Origin of the sequence: Stenotrophomonas sp. 2YAF22 (genome assembly GCF_052114665.1) — a bacterium.
In the GTDB taxonomy this organism is placed as follows: domain Bacteria; phylum Pseudomonadota; class Gammaproteobacteria; order Xanthomonadales; family Xanthomonadaceae; genus Stenotrophomonas; species Stenotrophomonas indicatrix.
The window spans coordinates 1-3,461 of record NZ_JBFRFE010000466.1 but is presented as its reverse complement, the minus strand read 5'-3'; the positions used below and the strand labels follow the sequence as shown (position 1 = coordinate 3,461).

At 68.1% G+C, this 3,461-nt stretch carries 4 protein-coding genes; 2 read left to right on the top strand and 2 right to left on the bottom strand.

The genetic code is table 11. The features are described from left to right. Positions 1-221: hypothetical protein (locus tag AB4Y84_RS16545; protein WP_442250465.1), on the top strand; the 221-nt coding region annotated here is incomplete at its 5' end. Continuing rightward, positions 218-2,245: a TonB family protein gene (locus AB4Y84_RS16540; RefSeq protein WP_442250464.1), complete on the top strand. Its 2,028-nt coding sequence runs from the start codon at positions 218-220 to the stop codon at positions 2,243-2,245. The genes AB4Y84_RS16545 and AB4Y84_RS16540, both read left to right, overlap by 4 nt. Positions 2,246-2,268: 23 nt before the next feature. On the opposite strand, the gene AB4Y84_RS16535 is transcribed toward AB4Y84_RS16540, so the two are convergent. Then, positions 2,269-2,901 (bottom strand): GyrI-like domain-containing protein, encoded by a 633-nt coding sequence (locus tag AB4Y84_RS16535; protein WP_312109747.1) that lies wholly within the window; start codon positions 2,899-2,901, stop codon positions 2,269-2,271. Beyond that, positions 2,898-3,326 (bottom strand): VOC family protein, encoded by a 429-nt coding sequence (locus AB4Y84_RS16530; RefSeq protein ID WP_312109750.1) that lies wholly within the window; start codon positions 3,324-3,326, stop codon positions 2,898-2,900. Before AB4Y84_RS16530 ends, AB4Y84_RS16535 begins: the two co-directional genes overlap by 4 nt. Positions 3,327-3,461: the final 135 nt, after the last annotated feature.

Sequence of the window (3,461 nt, the reverse complement as noted above, 5' to 3'; positions counted from 1 at the left end):
TGCCCGGGGTGATGTCGCGGGTGACGATGGCGGTGATCGGCACGCTGCTGCTGGGCTGGGTGATGGGCTGGGGCATGCCGGCCTACCGCCGCTACAGCGCGCTGGTGGATCCGGGCATCTGGGATGGCGTGGGGCTGGCCGTGCAGATGGCCATGCTGGCGATCGCGATCCTGCTGTTCATCCTGTTCGTGCCGATGCTGATCATGAGCAAGCGCCCATGAAGCTGCTGGGTGTACTGGCCGTGCTGTTGCTGGCGCTGATCGGGATGGCGCCGTTCTGGGGCGACCTCGGCGTGCTGGTCTACAGCTCGATCGGCTGGCTCGGACGAGTGCTGTCGAGCGGCGTGTTGAGTGATGGCAGGGCGGCGTTGCGTGCTGCGCTGCTGATCGGCGGAGCGGTGTCGGTGCTGTCATTCCTGCGCGTAGCGGTGCAGGACCGGGCCGTGGACTATCTGATCGCGTCGGTGATGTTCGGCTTCCTCTCTTTCGTCGTCTTTATCGTCACCGGCATTTCCGGGGATGGCGCTACGGGCGCAGGAAGCGGTCAACAGGGGCCGAGCTCGGTACTGGTCGGCGAGGATCGCACTACGGTTCCGCGCTGGTACTCGCGCGGTCATTTCGAGCGGGAAATGCTCAACAAGGTGCACGAAACCGCGCGTACTGCTGCCCGCGGTGATCTGCCGCGTACGCAGGCGCTGATGCAGGAGCTGGATCTGTGGGCGCGCAATGGCCCCGTGCTGCGCGAAGACCGCACCGAGTACGAGCGCCTGCGCGCGGCGTACAACGAGACCATCGAGACCCTTGCCGCCCGGTCCGGCCGCCGCACGCAAAGGACGGCGGGTCTGGCCAGCGATGCGGGCGCGATGGTGGACCGGCTGACGGCGGAGGAAGCGCGCGAGCTGGAGCTGAAGCAGGTCGAGCTGCTGCAGCAGATGTGGAAACTCTCGCCATCGAGCACCTCGGTTGCCATGCGCCTGCTGGCGACGGATCTGCAGGAGCTGGCGATCCGCTCACGGTGGTCGCCGCGCAAGCCGTTCGACCGTGAGGGCGACGCGGCACTGGAAGAGCGCCTGTGGCGCGTCCACGGCACGCAGGAGGTGTTGTTCGCCTATGCACCGCTGGAGGAGCGTCTGTGGAATGCCTACGCTTCGACGATGGTCGACACGGACGAAGAGCTGGCGCTGGGCGCGCTGGTGATTGCCGGACTGATCGACCGCAGTGACAAGAACGCTTCGTCCGATCCCGCCCGGTTCGACGTGAACACGCTGCTGCTTGGCAGCGACGTGTTCATGCTCTCGACGCTGCTGGCCAGTGCGTCCGAAGACCGCATGGAGATCCTGACGGCGCGCGCGACACTGCTGCTGGGCGATGACGATCGGCAGGCGAAGGCAGGCAAAGGCAATGCGCCGGACGCCGCCGACACCGCCGCAGACCCCGCTGGCCCCRCTGGCCCGGCGGTGTCGGAGCCTTCGCCGCCGGCGGTCCCGAAAGCGGACACCGCCAGGCAGGCGCAACGCGCGATGCCGCCAGCGGGGATGCTGGTCGATCGCAAGGGCCTGGCGTTGCGTACGTCACCCTCTCTGCCGCCGTCGTCGCCACCAGCAGAGTATGGGCAGGTGCTGGTCGACCTGCCCGCCGCCGGCTTCAAGGACCTGCGCCATGGCATCCCGCTGCGCGCACCTGTGGAGGCCGACAGCATGGTGACCCTGCAGGTGGATGTCTGGCAGACCGGCGTGGTTACAGCGGTGCTGGTGGAAGGCAGCAGTGGCAGCGCCCAACTGGATGAGGCCGCGCGCCGGGGCGCACGCACCTGGCTCAGCGCGTCGAAGGTGCCCACAGGCGGCGAGCGCAGGCAGGTGACGGTCGTGTTCAAAGCGCCTGTCGCCGCCACGCCGCCGGCGGTGACAGTGGACGCACCAGCGCCGACGGCCATGGAACCGCCGCCGCCGCAGCTGGACCCCGAGCAGGCGCTGGGTGCGCAGTTGGCGGCGATGACGCGCCGGCATCCCCCGCGTTATCCGCGTGGTGACGGGGAGACGGTGCTGGAAGGCAGCGTCGAGCTGCTGATCACCATGTCAGCCGAGGGGCGCGTGCTCGATGTGACCGTGGACCGCAGCAGCGGACATCCTGCGCTGGATCGCGCCGCCCGAGAGGCTGCACTCCAATGGCATGTCACCCCCCGGCGGCCGGTGACCACGGTCAAGCAGATCACCCTGCGTCTCCCGGTGCGGTTCCAGGGCGGCTGACGGAGCAGCCCGAGACGCGGCCGTCACCGCGCCCGCACCGGTTGCCGCAGCACCGTTTTCAGGCGAGCAGGCTCTACCTTGCGTGGGTCGCCCAGGTAGATCTCATGATGTGGCCCGGCGAAGGTCAGCCCCTGTGCCGGCATGATCCGTTCATGCAGTTCGGCCAGTGTCGGGCCCTCGTCATCGTAGGCGCCTACATGCAGCGTCTGCAGGCACAGGCCTTCCTCGTAAAGCGCCAGGCGCAGGCTCTGCGGCGCGGTACCGCGCTTGTTCGATGCCTTGGCCACCGCTTCGCTGAAACGCGGAACGCCGACGTCCAGCGGCGTGCGGATCATCATCGTCCAGCGCCACGCGTGCTTGCGCCGTGCCACGAAGCTGGACGGGTCGTCGGCCCACCACAGTCCCTCCAGTGGCGGCACCACGTAATCCCGTCCTTCAGCCTTCATCGCGAACTTCAGTGCGTAGCTGACCGAGTACAGCCACTCCACCGCATCGCGATAGGCCGGGGCCTGGTTCGGATCACCCTGGCCATCGACCATCACGAAGGACATCGGCGGTACCTCGACCCGCACGAACGAGCCGGCCGGTGGCCGGTACAGCGCCTTGTCCTGCGTCTTGAAGTCGATCTTCGCCGGCGTGGTGGCGGACCGGGTCATTGCGCGGCTCCGTTGGCAGGCCCCTTCAACTCCACCGTGTTGCCGTCCGGATCCTTGAAGTACAACGACAATCCGTCGCCCTCGGCACCGAAGTTGACTTCGGCCGGCCCCGGCACCGGTACGCCGTGGGCGGCCAGGTGGGCGACCAGCGCCGCTTCGTCGAAGGGTTCGACGCGCAGGCACAGGTGGTCAACGTTGCGCCCTTCGCTGCCCGGTCCGCTGCCGCCGTGGCGACCGAGCGTGCCGTCCAGGCTGATCAGGTCGATCATCGATGCGCCCGCGCGCAGGTGTACCAGGCCCAGGTGCTCGCGCCGCCGCACCACCGCGCAGCCCAGCACCTGGCCATAGAAGGCTTCGCTGCGGGCCAGATCGCGCACCCTCAGCACCAGGTGGTCGATGCGTTCAACGCTGAAGGGTCTTTCCATGCCGGGTTCCTCGAAGAATGGGGGGTCACAACTTGCTGAACCTGTTCAGTCGACTTTGCCGAACGAGGGGCCTCGTCGTCCTCGTGGCCGATGCTACGCTGCCGTCCCCGCGCGTTCTGCCTGCCGCAATGGCGC